At 69.4% G+C, this 16,536-nt stretch carries 17 protein-coding genes and 1 pseudogene; 7 read left to right on the top strand and 11 right to left on the bottom strand.

Translation table 11 applies throughout. The annotated features are described in order from the left end of the window. Positions 1 to 187 precede the first annotated feature (187 nt). Positions 188 to 440, top strand: a pseudogene (locus tag AC6EXY_RS29220) (hypothetical protein); the annotation flags it as partial. A gap of 733 nt (positions 441 to 1,173) precedes the next feature. Here the strand turns inward: AC6EXY_RS29220 and AC6EXY_RS29225 are convergent. The 10 genes from AC6EXY_RS29225 to AC6EXY_RS29270 form a co-directional block, all read right to left on the bottom strand. Beyond that, positions 1,174 to 1,608, bottom strand: a complete 435-nt coding sequence (locus AC6EXY_RS29225) for an effector-associated domain EAD1-containing protein (RefSeq protein ID WP_423748145.1) — start codon at positions 1,606 to 1,608, stop codon at positions 1,174 to 1,176. A 126-nt stretch (positions 1,609 to 1,734) separates the two neighbouring features. Then, positions 1,735 to 1,914 carry a nucleotidyltransferase family protein gene (locus AC6EXY_RS29230; protein ID WP_243407937.1) on the bottom strand — a complete coding sequence of 60 codons (180 nt, stop codon included), beginning with the start codon at positions 1,912 to 1,914 and terminating at the stop codon, positions 1,735 to 1,737. Positions 1,915 to 2,057: 143 nt separating this feature from the next. Further along, a complete protein-coding gene (locus AC6EXY_RS29235) occupies positions 2,058 to 2,573 on the bottom strand; it encodes a flavin reductase family protein (RefSeq protein WP_207770493.1) in 516 nt (171 codons plus the stop codon). Positions 2,574 to 3,069: 496 nt separating this feature from the next. Further along, positions 3,070 to 3,258: a helix-turn-helix domain-containing protein gene (locus tag AC6EXY_RS29240; RefSeq protein WP_101833951.1), complete on the bottom strand. Its 189-nt coding sequence runs from the start codon at positions 3,256 to 3,258 to the stop codon at positions 3,070 to 3,072. Between the two features lie 105 nt (positions 3,259 to 3,363). After that, a complete protein-coding gene (locus tag AC6EXY_RS29245; protein ID WP_101833953.1) occupies positions 3,364 to 3,822 on the bottom strand; it encodes a MaoC family dehydratase in 459 nt (152 codons plus the stop codon). After that, on the bottom strand, positions 3,819 to 4,271 hold the full coding sequence (locus AC6EXY_RS29250; RefSeq protein ID WP_207770494.1) for a hypothetical protein: 453 nt from the start codon (positions 4,269 to 4,271) through the stop codon (positions 3,819 to 3,821). Before AC6EXY_RS29250 ends, AC6EXY_RS29245 begins: the two co-directional genes overlap by 4 nt. A gap of 48 nt (positions 4,272 to 4,319) precedes the next feature. Then, positions 4,320 to 5,075 carry an SDR family NAD(P)-dependent oxidoreductase gene (locus AC6EXY_RS29255; protein WP_207770495.1) on the bottom strand — a complete coding sequence of 252 codons (756 nt, stop codon included), beginning with the start codon at positions 5,073 to 5,075 and terminating at the stop codon, positions 4,320 to 4,322. Continuing rightward, entirely contained in the window at positions 5,075 to 6,274 is a 1,200-nt protein-coding gene (locus tag AC6EXY_RS29260; RefSeq protein WP_101833955.1) for an acyl-CoA dehydrogenase family protein, read from the bottom strand. Before AC6EXY_RS29260 ends, AC6EXY_RS29255 begins: the two co-directional genes overlap by 1 nt. Positions 6,275 to 6,367: 93 nt before the next feature. Further along, positions 6,368 to 7,474 (bottom strand): acyl-CoA dehydrogenase family protein, encoded by a 1,107-nt coding sequence (locus tag AC6EXY_RS29265; protein WP_101833957.1) that lies wholly within the window; start codon positions 7,472 to 7,474, stop codon positions 6,368 to 6,370. Beyond that, positions 7,471 to 8,622, bottom strand: coding sequence for an acyl-CoA dehydrogenase family protein (locus AC6EXY_RS29270; RefSeq protein ID WP_243407938.1), 1,152 nt, complete (start codon positions 8,620 to 8,622; stop codon positions 7,471 to 7,473). Before AC6EXY_RS29270 ends, AC6EXY_RS29265 begins: the two co-directional genes overlap by 4 nt. A 281-nt stretch (positions 8,623 to 8,903) precedes the next feature. Here AC6EXY_RS29270 and AC6EXY_RS29275 point away from each other — a divergent pair, with 281 nt between their 5' ends. The 6 genes from AC6EXY_RS29275 (at position 8,904) to AC6EXY_RS29300 (ending at position 15,687) form a co-directional block, all read left to right on the top strand. Next, on the top strand, positions 8,904 to 10,022 hold the full coding sequence (locus tag AC6EXY_RS29275) for a beta-ketoacyl-[acyl-carrier-protein] synthase family protein (RefSeq protein WP_101833961.1): 1,119 nt from the start codon (positions 8,904 to 8,906) through the stop codon (positions 10,020 to 10,022). After that, positions 10,022 to 11,206, top strand: a complete 1,185-nt coding sequence (locus tag AC6EXY_RS29280; RefSeq protein ID WP_101833963.1) for a thiolase family protein — start codon at positions 10,022 to 10,024, stop codon at positions 11,204 to 11,206. The genes AC6EXY_RS29275 and AC6EXY_RS29280 overlap by 1 nt, the downstream gene beginning before the upstream one ends. Further along, positions 11,203 to 11,664 carry a Zn-ribbon domain-containing OB-fold protein gene (locus tag AC6EXY_RS29285; RefSeq protein WP_101833965.1) on the top strand — a complete coding sequence of 154 codons (462 nt, stop codon included), beginning with the start codon at positions 11,203 to 11,205 and terminating at the stop codon, positions 11,662 to 11,664. The genes AC6EXY_RS29280 and AC6EXY_RS29285 overlap by 4 nt, the downstream gene beginning before the upstream one ends. A 186-nt stretch (positions 11,665 to 11,850) precedes the next feature. Beyond that, a complete protein-coding gene (locus tag AC6EXY_RS29290; RefSeq protein ID WP_101833967.1) occupies positions 11,851 to 13,605 on the top strand; it encodes an AAA-type ATPase lid domain-containing protein in 1,755 nt (584 codons plus the stop codon). A gap of 121 nt (positions 13,606 to 13,726) precedes the next feature. Next, positions 13,727 to 14,794: an LLM class flavin-dependent oxidoreductase gene (locus AC6EXY_RS29295; protein WP_101833969.1), complete on the top strand. Its 1,068-nt coding sequence runs from the start codon at positions 13,727 to 13,729 to the stop codon at positions 14,792 to 14,794. Positions 14,795 to 14,802: 8 nt separating this feature from the next. Further along, entirely contained in the window at positions 14,803 to 15,687 is an 885-nt protein-coding gene (locus AC6EXY_RS29300; protein ID WP_133150829.1) for an alpha/beta hydrolase, read from the top strand. A 142-nt stretch (positions 15,688 to 15,829) separates the two neighbouring features. On the opposite strand, the gene AC6EXY_RS29305 is transcribed toward AC6EXY_RS29300, so the two are convergent. Next, positions 15,830 to 16,462: a TetR/AcrR family transcriptional regulator gene (locus AC6EXY_RS29305; protein WP_101833973.1), complete on the bottom strand. Its 633-nt coding sequence runs from the start codon at positions 16,460 to 16,462 to the stop codon at positions 15,830 to 15,832. Between the last annotated feature and the right edge of the window lie 74 nt (positions 16,463 to 16,536).

Here is a 16,536-nt window from a genome sequence, read left to right on the forward strand (position 1 = left end):
GGTCCTGAAAAACTGGCGCGTCTTCAGCCGCTTCCGCGGCTGCCCACGCCGGGTCGGCACATTCACCCAAGCCGTCTTCGTCCTGGAACAGGAAGGAATCTAAAAAAACCAACTTTGAAAATGCTCAGTGACCACGCCGACAGCAATATCATCTAACCAATCGAACAGGTGTCCCGAATTTCTGGCGATGCCGGACGCTTCGGCCCGACTCGTGACCGTGATCGTCGGTGTGGTTCGCGTTGACGTTCCTGTTCGGCTTGGGGAACAGCTTCGCGCTCGGGGTACGGCTCGGGGTTCCGATCTGGATGGCGCCGTTGGTCGCGCCCGCAGTGGACCTGTCCGTGGTCGCGCTACTGCCGGGCACCAGGCACCTCGCAGTCCACAGCGGGCCCATGGCGGTGCTGCGCGCGGCACGGCGCCTGCTCCTGTTCGCGGATCTGCGCGGGGGCTGCCCGCAAGGGCGGTCCCTACCTCGATCCGGTGAACGTAGCGGCGCCTGTCAGTTTATCGTTCGAATCCGCGAGTCTAGTATGTCCGCAAAGTGGTCAACAGAGGACTCGTCGAGCTCAGGTTTGGCCAGGTATCCTCCACCTGCCCTGTAGTACAGGAGTGCGATCGTCGATTCTCGCCGAATGTAAACAAACTGGATCTCGGCAGGTATCCCGCCCGATTGTGTAGTGGTGGACACTCGAATACTTTCCTCACCGAATCTAGCTCGCTCCACCCGTTCCACCTGCAGCGTGACGTCTTTTTTGGGCCAACTGACGCACGAATTTGCACGAGATTGAACTTCGGACATGAAATTGATTGCGTCGCGGTCGGTAACGAACCCTGTGGCGCCCGACTGTACAGAAATTCCCCCGTAAATTTGGCTTCCTTCAATGAACAGCCGCCCTGCCGTGTTCGTGGCCGACTTAACCTTTGCAGCATGGCCACATAATTGCAGTGAGTCGACACTGAAGGGATTCTCTGTTCCCCGCCACCCAGGGAAGTCTGTTGCGCTCAGAATGGCAGCTTTGAGCGCCTCCTCGGATGGAACTCTCGATGGAGCGAAGTCGGGAGAGCGTGGCGCCGTCTGAGCCGGCTTGGGCATGGGGACCGCCCTCTCTCCTAGTCCTTCATTGATCCGCCAGGCGGCAAGAGGAGTTAGAGCTAGTGCTGCGACGATGCTTATTAACATCCGCGAGGCGAGCCGGTGGCGAACGGTGCGGAATCCGAGATGTGCGGTGTCGGCCTTGCGCTCCGACCGATTTCGATAGTTTTATTGGCCGGGCCGGCAGAGGCCTCCGGAATCATGTCTGGCGTCGCGTCACCAGCGTGCGAAGTAGACGATTCTGACGTTCGTGGACTTGGCATGCCCCGACCCGTGACCTGCTGGCCGCCGGCGGCGTCGCTACTGCTAGCCATGCCTGCGGTGACCTCCTTGCGGGCCCTCTGGAAAACCGGATTGACCGGCCAGTCCTCCAACGCCTTGTCAAGCAGCTTCGCTGCACCGTCAGGGACGACGCCGAGTCCCAGAAGGCTGTTGACCTCGCGCCAGAAATTGAGGGAGGTCGTAGCGTTCCACGAGGGCTGCTTAGAACGGTCAAGACCGATGGACGCCAACACGGCTCGCGGCCATCTGGCCAGAGTAGGCGCAGGCAAGCTCGTGGACGACCTCGTCAGTCAGCTCCGGCGACATCTGGTTCTCCCCGCAGTCCCAGCGCGGCCAGCTACGTCGGCCATGCCGCACCATCATTCCACTGCGTGCTGCGGTTGCTGGCGATCGACGGGTTCGAGGTTGACGTGCCCGACAGCGAGGAGAACGCCGCCGCGTTCGAGCACGTACAGCAGGTCGACGTCCGATTCGTCGGTGTCGTCGCCGCGAGCCACCGAGCCGAAGACGGACAATGCGGCGACGTCGTAGCGCGGCACACCTCGGCGATCCGGCTGTCATCAAGGTGCCAGTCGAGCCCCGTCCGCGCCATCGTCGCCATCGCTCACCGTGGGAGTGGCGGTCGCGCGCCGTGCCAGCGCGTGCCTCGCGCAGGGCGCCTCGGCAGTATCACCGTTGCTGGTCAGGGCAGTTTGGAATGATCGCCGAGTCGGTGCCAGGTGCGGTTGTGGTAGACGAGGGGCTCGGCCGACCCAGCGTCCGCTGATGGATCACCGACCGGTGGGGCGCCGGTCTCGACTGCCTGCACGACGACGAGCGTCGAGGTGCCTGCGGCCATGTGGTTGGCGATCCGGCCGCGTATCCATGCGTGGGCGCTGGGAAAGTATGGCTCGCCGGTGCGCATCCGCCGCCACAGCGAGGTGTCCGCGAAGCGGTCGATGCCGCTGGTGGCTCCGAGCTTCGCGATCTCCAGTTGACCGGTGCCGAGCAGGTGCACGACGACGGTGTCGGCGCGCAGGATGCTCGGCGCCGCCGAGGACTGGGCGGAGATGGAGAACACTAACAGCGGTGGCTCGGCGCTGACCGAGAATACCGATGTCGCGGTCATGGCCACCGGCCCGTCCCCCGGGTCGGCCGTGATGACGGCGACTCCGGCGGGGTGGTTGCGAAAGGCCGACTTGAACTCTTCGACGCTCACGGACGGTTCGGCGAACGATTGTGCTACCAGCGGCCGCCAGCTCGGCGCGTGATCATCGAGATCGCCCACGGCGTCCGCTGAGGTCGAGGTATCGGTTGCCCAGGCGTGCATCGGCTTGGTCAGCTCCTCGGTCGACTGGTATCCATCCCAGCACGTGGTGTGGCTCACACCATGTGGCGGAATGCGACAGGTGGCCGGGGACAGCGCTGTCTACGTTCTGTGAGCATTCGGGCGGACGGCCAGCACCCAGTTCTGAGGAGACTCACCTGGAATACCCACCGCTCGAGTTCGGTGCCTTCCTCGCACCCTGACACAAGGTCGATACCGACGCTCATCTCGCCATCCACCAGGACATCGAGCTGGCCGTGGCAATGGACCGTCTCGGCTTCTCGGAGTTCTGGATCAGCGCAGACGGCGGCCCTGGCACATTTTGACGCGGAGCGCGCGACGGCCGCCGGCAGCGAGGCGGGACGCCAGGCAGCGAGCAGTCGAACTCTCAGAACGTGTGCCCCGAGAGGTCGACGCCGAACGCGCGCACCTTCCGATAAAGCGTCAAGCGCGCGATTCCCAAGGCGTCCGCGGCCACCTTCTTGTTGCCGGCTGCTTCAGCCAGAGCCTGCAGGATGGCCTGCGCCTCGACCCGTTCCAGTCCGTGCAGCTGGCGCCGGGCGGCCCGGGCCCGCAGGCCGTTACCTACGTCGGTTGTGACGGCGGCAACTGCATGATGCCAAGCTACTGACTTGGCGTCAGGAGAGCGCCGGGGTCGTCCCCGGCCGTGGGGTACCCGAGGCTACGTGGTGGGGCTCTCCGCGCCGGTGCCGTTCCCCGCAGCCGGGAGAAACACGGTCGCCGTGCCCGCGATGGCACGGCGGCCTCCAACGACGTCGGCCCACACATCACAGCCGGCCAGGACGCCGCCCTCGGTCGGCTCGACCGAGGTGACCGTCCCTCCGACCGCGACATCGTCCCCAGCGACGACGTTGCCGCGGAAGGAGCAGGTGATCCTTCGGACGGCGGAACGCGCCCCCGCCCACTCGATCAGATGGTTCATGATGTAGGCCATGGTGGCGCCGCCCTGGTTGACCGCCCGATCCCCCAGCCCCGCCCGCGCGACCGCGTCGAGATCGAAGTGGATGGGGTTCGAGTCGCGCAGAATCAATGCGACCAGACGGATGTCGTCGTCCCGGATGTTCGTGGTGATCCTGGTCGGCAGCTCCTGCCCGACCTCGGTGGCGGCGGTTCCGGTCACGTCGCGACTCCTCGCTTGAACAGATATCTGCTGGTCACCTCGCCGGCCGGGGCGAAGCCCGGCAGCGCGGCGATCTCGACGATCACCTCGATGTGGTCGAGGCGCGAACCGTCACGCGTGGTCCGGCTGCCCACGTCGCCGATCCTGGCCTGGGTGACGTACCGTCCACCCACCCGCAGCGGCTCGTCCTGAACGACCTCGCAGCTCCCGAACAACAACGTCTCGCCCGGCTGTTGACCGGCCAGCTCACACAACTGATCAACCGAGATACCCATGCCCCGCAACGACGCGATCACGAACCAGACGGGGTGGGCGACGCCGGGAGCGGAATCCGTCGCCCGCAGCGCCACGTCGCCGATGGCCGCCTCGTACGACTCGATCACGATCTCCCCCGCCGGTAGCCGGAGGTCGTACAGTGCCTTGCGCATCGTCTCGATGCCGATCGTCACCTCGCCGCTCCTCACACAGTCATTCCGCAAGCTCTGTAGTCCGCAAGCTCAGTAGACGGTGTATCCACCGTCGACGATGACTTCGTTCCCGGTGTGGTACATGAGTGTCGGATCGGCCAGGAAGGCCGCGACCTCATGGAATTCGTCCGGTTGCGCCCACCGTCGCACCGGCGTGCGCGCCGTGGTGGCGCGCATAAATGCCTCGTTCTCGCGCAGGTGGGTGTTCATGGCGGTGGCGACCCAGCCCGGCACGAGGATGTTGACGCGGACGCGGTGGCGGGCCAGCTCCACTGCGAGCGTGCGCCCCAGCCCGACCAGCCCGCTCTTGCTCGTCGTGTAGGCGGCTTGGCCCGCGCCGCCGTAGCGGGAGATGGTCGAGGAGACGACAACCATCGCACCGCCCTCGCCCCGCTCGATGAAGTGTCGGGCCGCGGCGCGGGTGCACAGGAAGGTTCCGTCGAGGTTGGTGCGCAGCACCCGGTGCCAGTCGTCGAGGGAAGTCTCGGCGTAGGGCGCGGCCGCCGCGATCCCCGCATTGGCGATCATGCAGTCGACGGCTCCGTACCTGCTCGTCGTCTCCGCCATGGCCTTGTCGACGGAAGCCTCGTCGCTCGTGTCACAGGCGACGGCACTCGCCCGCACGCCGGCCTCGGCCAGGGCCGCGACGGCCTTCTCGTTACGGGTGGCCGTGCGCGACCAGATGACCACCTGCGCCCCGGCGCGCCCGACGCCCTCGGCCATCCCGAGGCCGAGACCAGAGTTACCACCGGTGACGACGACCGTTCGTCCAGTCAGGTCGGTCATCAGTACGACCTCGGCAGTCCGAGGGTGTGCTGGGCGATGTGGTTGAGCACCATCTGGGTGGACACGGGAGCGATCTGCTGGAGCCGCACGATCCCCCACAGGTCGGCCAGGCCGTACTCGTCGGCCAGCCCGTTGCCGCCGTGCATCTGGATGGCCGTGTCGAGCGCCTTGAGCCCGGCCCGCGAGGCCAGGAACTTGGCCATGTTCGCCTCCTCGCCGGCCGGCCGGCCGGCGTCGAACAGCGCGGCCGCGCGCCACACCATGCCCCGGGCGGCCTCGAGCTCGATGGCCGCTTCGGCGAGGGGATGCTGCACCCCCTGGTGGGCCGCGATCGGGACACCCCACACCTGCCGCTGCGTGGTATAGGCGACGGCGCGGTCGAGGGCGTAGCGGGCGACGCCGGTGCAGATGACGGCGCTGAGCACCCGCTCCGGATTGAGGCCGTCGAACAGTGGACGCAGTCCGTGCCCCACCTCACCGACGACGGCGTCGGCCGGCAGCCGCACCCCGTCGAAGAACAAGGTGAACTGACGCTCAGGAGCCTGCAGCGCGGTCGGGATCGGCTGACGCTCGAGCCCCGCGATGTTCGGGTCGTCGACGATGAACAGGGTCAGCCGCCCGCGCCCGGTTGCCTCGTTCGTGCCGGTGCGGGCGACGAGCAGGAAGTGATCGCAGTGATCGACACCGGAGATGTAGTACTTGGTTCCGCGGATCACCCACTCGTCGCCGTCCAGCTGCGCCGAGGTGGTCACGTTGTGCGAGTTCGACCCGGCGTCCGGCTCGGTGAGCGCGAAGACGAACTTCTCCGCCCCGCTGGCGATGCCGGGCAGGTACCGCGCCTTCTGCTCAGCGCTGCCGTGCAGCGGCAGGATCGAGCCCGCGATCCCCTGCGACAGCACCATCGCGAGCTCGGGGCAGCCGCGGGCGGACAGTTCCTCCAGGACGATCGCCAGCTCGGTGAGACCGGCGCCCCCACCGCCGTACTCCTCCGGGATGTTCAGGCCCAGGAAGCCGCTCTTGCCGAGCAGCTCCCACAGCTCCCGCATCGGCTCGCCGCTGCGCGAGCGCTCCATGTAGTAGCTGTGCCCGAACCGACCGACAATGTCGCTGACCGTCGAGCGCAGGACACGCTCCTCCTCGGTCGGCTCGAGTGGCAGGACGGCCGTCCGGTCCACCCGACCCGCAGACGTGATCGTCATGCCAGGCTCCTTCTCGTTCGCGGGCGGCCCGCTGGATCAACGAAGATCGATGAAGACAAGATCGATGAAGACACGTCCGACGAAGGCGATGCATCAGTCGGCCACGGGCGGCAGGTCCACGAGCGCCCCCACCCTGCGGCGGTGCCACCCGGCGGTCCCATGTGCCAGCGCGTCCGCGCGGGCTCTCTTGAGGTACAGGTGGGCAGGGTGCTCCCAGGTGAAACCGATGCCGCCGTGCAGCTGTACGCATTCCTCGGCTGCCTGCTGGGCGACGACGGAGCACACCGCCTGCGCGAGGGAGGCCGCGACCGGAAGGTCCTTGTCGTCGACGGCCGCGCACGCGGCCGCGTAGCGGGCGACCGCCCGCGCCTGGGCGATCGCCGTCCACAGATCTGCCAGGCGGTGCTTGAGCGCCTGGTAGGACCCGATGAGGCGGCCGAACTGGCGGCGCTGGCCGACGTACTCGACCGTCATTTCCAGGCATCGCTGCGCCAGACCGAGCTGCTCGGAGGCCAGCAGGGCCGCGCTGACGGCCGCAGCCCGCGCCAGTGCCGCGGGCACCGCGTCCCTCTCGGCCAGCACCGTGGCGGCGGCCCCGCCCTCAGCGCCGAAGTCGATGTCGGCGACCCGGCGGGTCATGTCGAGCGAAGGCACCGGCTCGATCCGCGCGTCGGCGGCGGCGACCCGAACGACGGCCCCGGCGACCGGTACGAGCAGGACGTCCGCCTCGGCGGCACCGGCAACCGCAGGAACGCGGCCGCGGATCCGGCCCGCCGCAAAGCGCGGCGGGTCGGAGACCGGGTGGTCGAGCGGCTGGGTGAACGGGACCGCCACCGCGGCGACGGCGCCGGTCGCGAGCTCGGCGAGCAGCTCGCGGGCGCCCACCGCCTCGGCCAACGCGGTGGCCGTCACGACGCTGGTCAGATAGGGGACGTCGCAGACCGCCCGACCCAGCTCCTCCAGGACGACCGCGACCTCACGCCAGGAGGCACCCGCGCCACCCACGTCCTCGCCGAGGGCGAGCCCGGCCAGCCCCAGGTCGTCGGTGAGCAGGGTCCACAGCTTGCGGTCACCCGCGACGTCGCCATCGGTCCGTTCCAGCACACGTGCCCACGGACTGTGGCTCTCCAGCATGGAGCGGACCGCCGCCCGCAGGTCGTCCTCGACGTCGGTGTACAGCAGCGAGGGGACGTCGCTCATCGCGGCAGGTCCTTCCACGGGATGTCACGGTCCGGCCGGCTCTCCGCCGGCAGGCCGAGTACGCGCTCGGCGATGATGTTGCGCATCACCTCGGAGGTGCCGCCCTCGATCGAGTTGGCGCGCGTCCGCAGGTACCAGAAGCCCGGCACGCGGTCCAGCGGCGTCGTGAAGTCAGGGCGGCGCATCGACCAGTCGTCGTAGCGCAGCGCGTCGGCGCCCGCCAGGTCAAGGTGCAGGGACGAGGCCGCCTGGGCGAGCCGGGCGAAGGCCAGCTTGAGACCGGAACCCTCCGGCCCGGGCGCGCCGACCTCCAGCTGCTGGCCCAGCCTGGCACTCGTCAGCCGCAGCGCCTCCGCGTCCACCCAGAGCCGCAGCAGCTCGTCGTAGGCGGACGCGTCCCGGCGCCGCGGGTGCTCCCGCCACTCACGTGCCACCGGCCCGATCGCGCCCTCCTCACGGGGGGCCACCGCCCCGCCGATCGCGACGCGCTCGTTCATCAGCGTCGTCTGCGTGACGCGCCAGCCCTCGCCGACCGCACCGAGCCGGTTCGCATCCGGGACGCGGACGTCGTCGAGGTACACCTCGTTGAACTCCGCCTCGCCCGTCAGCTGCCGCAGCGGGCGCACGTCCACGCCGGGCGTGCTCATGTCGAGCACGAAGTAGGTCAGCCCACGGTGCTTGGGCAGATCCCGGTCGGTGCGCACAAGCAACAGGGCCCACGCGGAGTCGTGGGCCAGCGAGGTCCAGACCTTCTGCCCGTTCACGACCCAGTCGTCGCCGTCGCGCCGCGCGGTGGCGGCGACCGCGGCCAGGTCGGACCCGGCGCCCGGCTCACTGAACAGCTGGCACCAGATCTCCTCGCCGGTCCACAGCGGGCGCATCCACCGCCGCTGCTGCTCCGGCGTGGCGTAGCGCAGCAGGGTCGGCGCCGCCATCCCCAGGCCGATCACGTTGCCCTGAGGCCGGTTGTCCGGAGCGCCCGCCGCGGCGAAGGCCGCGTCGACAACCGGCTGCAGGGACGCGTCGAGCCCGAGACCACCGAGTGTCTCGGGGAAGTGCACCCAGGCCAGGCCGGCGTCGAACCGGGCCCGCAGGAAAGCCAGCCGGTCGGTGCCGGCAGGCGGATGGGCGGCGAGAAGCTCGTCCACCTTCGTGACCACAGACGTGGGGGACCCAGAGGTGGGGGACACCGACATTGTGCGACTGTCGCACCGAGCCTGCCGACCCCGATGTCTCGATCTGCGCCACGGTCATCCTCCGCCGGAGCCGCATCGCCAGTCGCGCCGCCGCGCCGCCGCGGCCAACGCCCTCGCGCCCCGCGCTGTCCCGCGATGGGACACCCGGCCGCGCCCAGCCGGACCTACGGTGACGACGTCTCGAGCCCTGAGGAAGTGAGATGCCCCCTCGCCCCCCACGCCCGGTTCGACGGATGGCACCGGTCCATGTCGTCGGCCTCGCCGCCACCCCGTTCCTGCCCGAGCAGGACGCCATGCTCGACGAGCTCGTCTTCGACGTCACCTATGCGGCCCTGCGCGAGTGCGGCCTGCGCAAGCAGGACCTCGGCCTGTCGGTCATGGCGTCGCTGGACGTGCTCGACGGCCGCAGCATCTCCAGCGGCCTGTACACCGCGGCCGCCGGCGGCTACCTGAACGACGCGTTCCGAATCGAGGGCGACTCCGGCCTCGCCGTGATCGCCGCGGCCGAGGCCGTCGCCGCGGGTGACGTCGAGGTCGCGGTGGCGGTCGGCGTGTACAACCCCGAGGTCCGGTCCGCCGACCGGGAAGCCCGGCGGTCGTTCCTCGCTCAGGTGTCCAACCTCGGCTTCGAACCGCACTTCGACCGCCCGGTCGGCCTGACCGCCGAGGTCGTCTACGCCCTCCACGCCGCGCACACGCTCGAATCCGGCGGCGAGGACCTCGACGCGTTCGCCCGGCTGGCCGCGGAGGAGATCACCCGCGGCAGCGAGCGGCCGCGCTCCGTCCGGACGGCGCCCGTCACGGCCCAGGAAGTGCTGGCGTCGGAGCAGGTGGCCGCGCCGCTGCGGGAGCTCATGCTGCCCGCGCATTCGACCGGTGCCGTCGCCGTCGTGCTGGCCTCGCCCGCGCGGGCTGGCCGCTGTCTGGGCCGATCGGCCCGCATCACCGGCTTCGGTCACGCGACCGGCGGGTACACGTGGGACGGTCGGTGGCTGTCCGACCCGGCGGCCCCCACCCGCCGCGCGACGCGGATCGCCTACGGGCAGGCCGGCATCTCCGCCGCGGCGGAGCAGGTCGGTCTCGTGGAACTGACAGCACCGACGCCGGCCCTGCATGCCCCCTACCTCGGCGCCCTGGGCCTGGCCGCTTCGCTGGGCGACAAGGACGTCAACGCCAGCGGCGGCGCCCGCAGCAACTTCCCGGGCCTCGCCAACGGCGCGCTGCGCCTGCTCGAGGTCGTCGAACAGCTCGAGAGCCGGGCCGGCGCCAGCACCGCCGTCGCGCATTCGGTCGACACCGGGACCGGTCTGGTCAGTGAGGACGTGTCCGTCCTGGTCGTGGAGGCCGCCTGATGCCCTACCGTGCCGCGGTCGTCGGGGCCGGCATCACCGATGCCACCTCGCCCCGCAAGCAGCAGCTCTCGGCGGTCGAACTGTGCCAGCAGGCCACCTGGGCCGCCCTCGACCATGCCGGCACCACCCCGGACACGCTCGACGGGGTCGTCGTCGGCAACATCGACGGCTTCGAGGGCACAGTCCTCGGCGCCAGGAACCTCACCCGGGCGCTCGGCCTGGGTGCCGACCTGCCCGTCACGATCATCAACACCGGCGGCACGACCGGCGGGAACCTGATGCAGGTCGCCGCACGGATGGTCCGCTCCGGATCGCACGCCCGGGTGCTGTGCCTGGGCGGGCCGACCTTCTTCGGCGTCCGCGACCTGCAGAGCGCGATCAACACCAACTCGCCGATGATCATCGAGCAGCCGCTCGGCATGGGCGCCTACCACATGGGCGCCTTCGCGGCGAACGCCTACCGGCAACGCTACGGCCTGACACCCGAGGACCTCGCGGCCGTCGTCGTCGCGGACCACGAGAAGGCGTCGCGCAACCCGCACGCGCACCTGCGGTACACGGTCACCGAGGATGAGGTCGTGAACGGCCGCCCGCTGTCGTCGCCGCTCACCCAGCCGATGGTGTGCCCCGTGTCGGCCGCGGCCGTCGCGATGATCGTCGCCGACGCGGACGATGTCGACGACCTGCGGTCCACCCCGGCGCTGATCCGGGCGATGGGGATGTCCAGCGACCCGTACCTCGGCGGCGGCAAGGGCGACTTCGCCGAGATGCAGAACCTGGCCACCCTCGCCCGGCGGGTGTACGCGCTCGCGGACGTGCGCGACCCGGCCGCCGAGTTCGACGTCGTCGAGATCTTCGCGCCCTACGCGCACATGCAGCCGATGCAGCTGGAGGCGTTGCAGCTGGCACCGCCCGGTGGCGGCGTCGAGCTGATCCGGTCGGGCGCGACCTCGGCCGGCGGGTCCCTGCCCACCAACCTCTCCGGCGGGCCGAAGTGCACGAACGCCGGTGTGGCCGGCGAGCTGGCGCCCTACGCGTACGCCGCGCTGCAGGTGATGGGCGCGGCTCCCGAGCCGATCCAGGTGCCGGGCGCGCGCCGGGCCCTGGCCCACGGCACCGGCGGCACGTTCTTCCAGTTCGAGAACCTCGCCATCTTCGAGGCCCTGCCCAGGAGCGACGCATGACGACCACCCCCACCCAGGCCGTCCACTGGGACCTGCACTACGACATCCACCTCGGCGCCACGTGGAGTCGGTTCATGGACGGGCTCCGGGACCGGAAGATCCTCGCCAACGTGTGCCCGTCCTGCGACCGGGTGTTCGTCCCGCCGCAGGCCTACTGCGAATCCTGCTTCGAGCGAACGGACCGCTGGGTCGAGCTGCCACCCGAGGGCAGCCTGGAGGTCTTCACCGTCGCCTGGCACGGCTTCCGCGGCGGGCCCACGCCGCCGTACGCGATCGGCGGCATCCGGCTGGACGGGGCGAGCACGCTGCTCATGCACTGGGTCATCGGGCTGGACTTCACCGAGCCGACGACGCTGCTCGCCCAACTACCGGCGGGCAGCCGGGTACGGGCGGTGTGGGCCCCGCAGCGGACCGGGCAGATCCTCGACATCGCCCACTTCGAGCCCGACCGCGACTGAGCCCGACCGCGACTGAGCCCGACCGCTTCTCCCGGTCGACGCCGGCTGGAGCGCCTTCTGAGCCGCCCGGCCACCGAGGGCGCCACGCCTTTCCCGAAACAGCCGAGGCAGGCGTCCGCCGCACCGTTGACAGAGTGTCAGTACCAATCCGACACTCCAGATGTGACCCACAACACCTATCGAGGAGTGGCGCCGGAGGCCGCGACCCGCAGCCTGCTCCGGGAGCGTCAGTCATCAGCATGGCCCGGCGGCTTCACGGTCTCGCAGACGGTCCTGGAGTCGTGGGCGCGATGCCTCAAGGCGGGCCTGGACCCCGCCATGACATCGCCCGCCCGGGCCACCAAGCCCCGCGAACAGGACCTGCGGTTCGCCGAGCAGGCCGACTCGGTGCTGGCTTCCCGGCGAGACGACCTGGAGCAGTCGGAGTCCTGCCTATCGCTGACCAACGCCGAGGGCGTCATCCTGCGCCAGTGGCTCGGCAGCCGGGCGCTCGCCGCCCGGCTCGAGCACCTCGACATCACGCCGGGGTTCGTCGTCGACGAGAGCGTCATCGGAACCTCGAGCGGGACGTCGCTGCTCAGCCGGCGTCCGACGCTCGTTCGCGGGCCGGAGCACTTCGCCACCCAGTTCAGCGCTCTCACGTCGGCCGGCACCGTCATCACCCATCCCGTGTCCCGTCGGGTCGTCGGCAGCCTGAACCTGACCTGCCACTTCGCCGACACCTCGCGGCTGGCGCTGGCCTGGATCCGCCAACTCACCGCCGATGTCGAGGCGGCGCTGCTGCACCGGTCGTCGCGGGCGGAGCGAACCCTGATCGAGCGGTTCATACGCGAGAACCGGGACACCGGCCACCCCGTCCTCGCCGTCAGCTCCGACACGATCGTCACCAACGCGGCCGCGGCCCGCCTGCTGGGCGGAGTGGACCAGGCGGGCATCTGGGAACAGGCCGCGCGCGTCCTCACCGCCGACCACAGCATCGTGGACGCCCTCACCGTCACCGACGGGCGTCGTCTGCGTGCTCGCTACCTCCCGATACACGACGACGACCGGATCGTCGGGGTGATCGTCAGACTCATCCGGACGGCCGACGCGGGTCACCCGACCTCGACGCCGGTTCCGACACCGACGCTGGACGGCCTGGTCGGGCACAGCGCCGCCTGGCGTTGCCTGGCCCGCGAGGTCCGTGCCGCCGGGTCACGTCCCATGCTGGTCGTTGGCGAGCCGGGAAGCGGCCGCGCAAGCATCGCCTCGGTCGATCTCCCCAGCGAGGCCCCCGTCCTCGACGCCCGGGACGCCGCGGTGGCTCCCGAAGCATGGGTGGCCCGATTAACCGGGCTCCTGCGCGAACGGCCCTCCGCGCTGCTGATGCGTCACCTCGACGAGACACCGGCCGACCTGACCGCCGCGGTGGCTGATGCACTCAGCTCGGCGTCGGGCCGGACGATTCTGCGGGCCACCGCGACCCGGATACCAGGCACAAGCGGTCGTGACGAGCTGGTCGCACCGTTCGGTGCGGTGATCCACGTCCCTCCGCTGGCCGCTCGTCTCGAGGATCTGCCCGACCTTCTTCGCCACCTCACCGAGCGGCACACCCCGCCCGGCACACCGCCACCGCGGTGGATGCCGGACGCTGTCCAGGCCCTTTCGCGGCTGGACTGGCCGGCGAACCTGCGCTCACTGGAGACCCTCGTCGCCCAGGTCGTCGCCATGGCCCACACCGGGTACATAGGCGCTCGCGACCTGCCCGCCCACGTCATCAGTGCGGCGTCGAGACGCACCCTCGTCGGCCTTGAGCGGGCCGAGGCGACCACCATCCTGCAGGCGCTGCGTGACCATCAGGGCAACAAGAAGGACGCCGCGGCCGCCCTCGGCATCGCCCGCTCGACGCTTTACCGCAAGATGCGTGCCCTCGGGATCGACCTCGACACCCACTCCTTCTGACCAGCAAGGACCGCTGTCTCGTCCTGCGACACCGGAGCTGTACGGCGCAGCGGTGATAGTAGCGGGAGTCACAACGACCAGCGCGTTCGGACTACCCGACTCGGTCACGAGGGGATACACCTTGAAAGTCCATCTGACCAACCTGTTGCAGAACTATGGGCAGGAACGCGACGACCACGACGTCTATCGCGACCACCTGCGCCTGTCGGAGATGGCCGCCGCTTTCGGCTACGAAAGCATCGGCTGCGTCGAGCACCACTTCGACCCCGGATACTCAATGTGCCCGGACAACACACAGTTCTTATCTTACCTGGCCGCCCGGACGAGCAACATCAAACTGCAGACGACGGCGGTTATCCTGCCGTGGAACGACCCACTGCGCGTGGTCGAGAAGATCGCTCTTCTGGACAATCTCGCCGACGGGCGCGTGATCTTCGGGATGGGTCGCGGACTTTCCCGCCGTGAATTCGAGGGATTCCGGCTGGACATGGGTGAGTCCCGGGACCGCTTCGACGAGGCCGCCGAAATGATCATTCGCGGTCTGGAGGACGGCTACGTCGAGAACCACGGAACCTACTACCAGCAACCCCGAGTGCCCGTGCACCCGCGCCCGTTGGCCTCGTTCAAGGGCCGCACCAGCGGCGTCGCGATGAGTCCCGACTCCGCGGTCGCCGTCGGTCGGCTCGGCATCCAGATGATGGCCTTCATCCAGGGCCCGATGCGGGACATGCACCTGCCGATGATCGAGCAGTATCGGCAGGCCCACCGCGAGACGCACGGAACCGAAGCGCCACCGCCCATGATGATCGACCTCACCTACTGCCACCCGGATGCCGAGCAGGCCCGACAGGTGGCCACCGAGAGGGTCGCCAACTACTACATGACCTGCGTCGAGCACTATGAATTTGGCGGCCGGCATTTCGAGAGCACGCAGGGATACGCCTCCTACGCCGCGGCGAGACGTGCCATCGATGAGCTGGGTCTGGACAAGGTCGTGCAGACCTACGTCGACGCGCAGATCTGGGGGACGCCGGAAGAGATCCTGCGCAAGCACCACGAACGCAAGGAGATCGTCGGCGAATACGAACCGATCATGGTCTTCCAGTATGGCGGACTGTATGGCGACCTCGCCGAGGAGAGCTTCAAGCTCTTCAGCACCGAGGTCCTCCCCGAGCTTCAGCGACTGTGAGCCGCACGATGACGACTGATATTCAACGTGCCCGCGACCTGCTGGCTCATCTCGTCTCCAGGCCGGACGGCACGATCCAGGATTACCGGGACCTCTACGACGAAGTCCTGGCGACATTTCCGCTGCCGGCCGAGGCGTCGAGTGAGGCGGTCGACGCTGGCGGTGTCCCGTCGTACTGGGTGCGCGACCGGGCCGTCGAGTCCAGCACCGTCGCCGTCCTCGTCCACGGCGGCGGTTGGTGCATGGGAACCGCCGCGGGGTACCAGGAGCTGGCCCACCGGATCTCGGCTGCCGCCCGCTGCCGCGTCCTCGTCGTCGACTACCGGCTAGCCCCCGAGCATCCCTATCCCGAACCGCTCGACGACGTGCTCACGGCGTACCGGTTCGCCCGATCCCAGCCCGGCGTGACCAGCGTCGCGCTGGTCGGAGACTCCTCCGGCGGAGGTCTCGTGACCGGGGCGGTGGTGGCGTTGCGTGAGAACGGGGAGACGCCGCCGGACGCACTCGTGCTGATGTCGCCGCTCGTCGATCTCACCGGCGAAGCGGCCTCGCTGGTCGAGCGTGCCGATCGGGACCCGCTCCCAGCTCGCGCGCTCGTCGAACAGATGGGCGGCGCGTTCCTGGCCGGCCGGGACCCGAAGGCGACCCCGCTCGCGTCCCCGCTGTGGGCCGACCTGCACGATTTTCCCCCCACGCTGGCGCTGGTCGGCACCGACGAGGGCCTGTACGACGACGCGGTCCGCCTCATCGACAAGATCGTCGCCGCCGGTGGAGAGGCCACCCTGGAGGTGGGCGAGAACATGGTCCACATCTGGCCGCTGTTCTCGTTCCTTCCGCAGGCACGCGCGGCGACCGACCTGATCGGCCGGTTCCTCGCCAAGCATCTCGCCTGAGACCGACGCGGGCGGACGGGCCGCCGTCGCAGTCCGTCCGCCCGCGCCCCATCCGGTCGTGGCATCTCGCCACCGGACCACCGCGCATCATCCGGATGCCCGGTTCTCAGTCCCTCGATCCTCGGTCCTCGGTCGTACTCGGCTAACCCGAAGCCGATCCGTCCGCGTCCCTCGCCGCCTCACCGAGGGCGAGCAGGACGCGGAAGAGCATCGCCTCGATGTGCGCACGGGACAGTTCCCCCCGTTCGAGCCACGCGGCGGTGGCGTCGGTGACCATCGCCTGGAAGCTGCGGATCATCGCCGCGTGCGGGCCCGACAGCGGGTCGAGGCCCACGATCTCCACGAGTCTGCGTTCCCAGGCCTGCATGCTCTGGCGCACGACACCACTCACCTGTGGGTCGGAGCTCGACGCCGCGTGCAACATCGTCACGTAGGTGGCGCGGTTGCGTTCCAGCGCGTCGAGCCAGCGATGGAAGACCGCCGCGACCCGGCTCTCGGCCGATCCGCCCTGGGCCACGACGACATCCTCGGGAATGCGCGAGAACCGCCCGATGACCTCGAAGAACAGTTCACGCTTCGTGCTGAAGTGGTAATGGATGTTCGTCCGGGTCGTCCCGGCGGCCGCGGCGATGTCGCCGGTCGAGACCAACTCATAGGGCTGAGCGGCGAACAGCTTGCGCGCCGCCTCCACGATCTGCTCGCGCCGGTCGTCCGCGTCCAGGCGGGTCCGCAGCCGCCGGGGCTCGCCGCTGCCCGGCTCAGCCTGCGCCCGCACGGGATCCAGAATAGACCGGGTGCGAAACACAGCCCTGTGGGGTCGGCCACGGGTGAGCTGGTCGTCCCCGGGTC

The organism is Frankia sp. RB5 (assembly GCF_059816245.1).